The following is a 1,638-nucleotide window of genomic DNA, read 5'->3' on the forward strand; positions in this document are numbered from 1 at the left end:
CTCATGATCAGACCTCGGATATTCAGATCATCCTCGGGAAGGTGCGCCCACTTTCACGCCCCCTCGCCGAGGCTCATCCACAGGTTCTGATCATTGCTCCCGAAAAGATTACGCGGGGCGGCGCGAAGACCTCACAAACCGATGTGGACGCACCATGAACTAGAAAGGATTCGTGAACCACGTTGGCGATGTGTACGAACCTTCGCCCCAACCGCTGCGAAATTCTTACTCGAAGCGCCTCAGAGTAATCCGACTCAACAACGAGCGCCGTCGGAGGCGGTGAGTCGTCTCCGGCATAGAACGACTCATCACTCTCCTCGTAGAGGCCGTAAAGATCCGCGAGGCCGCTATGCAGCACAGTTGTGTCGTTATCGTTCAGCCGATCGAGGGCTTCGGCAAAATACCAAAGGCTCAGCTTGTGGGTGCCCGAAGTGAAGAGGATCGTTTCGAGGTCCTCAAAAGTCGTACATAGATGGTGGTTCTCGTTCGGTGTCAACAAATTGAAATCTCTGCCCAACATCCAGAACACGTCCACCGTTAGCCTTCGCTCGCCAGTGTCCGCCAGCTGCGCAGGCGGTGCGGCGACAGTAAGAGCATCGGCGAATACCGCGCTGCTCGACGCTTCGAGACTCGGGATATGACTCCGAATCTCCAGCATCTTGTCGGTGTCAATTGCGCCGCGCAGCAAGGTCAGACCGGTCGAGATGTCTTCCGTTGGGTCGTCGTCGAACAACGACTCGCACAAGTTGCGGGTTAGGCGTGCGGCGTGCGCAGTCAGCGCCTCCTGCAACTGCGCGTGGCAATCGTATCTTGTTGCCTCTAAACAGATCGCATGGCGCAGAGTCACCATCAACTCATGCGGTGCGGCGATAACCACGTTCCCAGTGCGCGTGCGCACGAATGGGTGCGAGATGAGGCTCTCGTCGGGTTCATTGCCGTCCCACGACGGCAGAACGTCCGAATCGACGAAGAACATGCTGTCCAGGTACGCGATCAGAGCGCCTGGCAATCCTTCAAAGAACTCGTCCTCGTCGAACGTGAGGGCACGCGCTAGCGTCGGATAGCTCCCATCGTCAATCGTGAGGCAGGAAGACGGGGATGGGGCAGTCGAATAGCGCTCGAGCTTCATGTGCGCCGCAAGATTGTCGCTTGTCATGAGAAGTAGAAGCGCGCATGCCTGCACATTGCGAACGAACTCGCTCGGGAAGCGTTGCCGATGGCGGCCAAAGATGGCTGGAAGAAGATGTCGTACCACTGCGCCGGAGTCAGTGTTGAGGCCCTCAAGAACAAGGTAGGTCTGCTCGAAGAAGGGCACTTCAACAGCGATGAACCCGCCGAAAACCGATCGCATTTGCGACAAAGCCCTGCCTTCACGAGACTCATAGTCAGCGATAATGGCAGCCGCGTCGATATGTGATCGATCTCGTGCTGCGAACGAAGAGAGTCGACTCAGCGCGTTAAGGAAATGCAGATTACCTGGGACAAGTTGAAGCGCGACGACACCCGCCAATGGGTCGACGTCACCGACTGACACATCCCCGAGGAATTGTCAATACCTGTGGATCGGGGTTTTTCAGGCGACCTCCGTCCCGGTGTGCTCGTCGCCGCGTGAGGGCGGTGTTGGTGGGGTGATGTCGG

1 protein-coding gene is annotated in these 1,638 nt (G+C 57.5%); it reads right to left on the reverse strand.

The window, feature by feature from the left end:
• Positions 1-73: 73 nt before the first annotated feature.
• The gene (locus H7I57_RS28015) at positions 74-1,534 is read right to left on the reverse strand and encodes a hypothetical protein (RefSeq protein WP_264027691.1); all 1,461 of its coding nucleotides are present in this window, start codon (positions 1,532-1,534) and stop codon (positions 74-76) included.
• Positions 1,535-1,638 lie beyond the last annotated feature (104 nt).

Origin of the sequence: Mycolicibacterium pyrenivorans (genome assembly GCF_025821625.1) — a bacterium.
GTDB lineage: Bacteria > Actinomycetota > Actinomycetes > Mycobacteriales > Mycobacteriaceae > Mycobacterium > Mycobacterium pyrenivorans.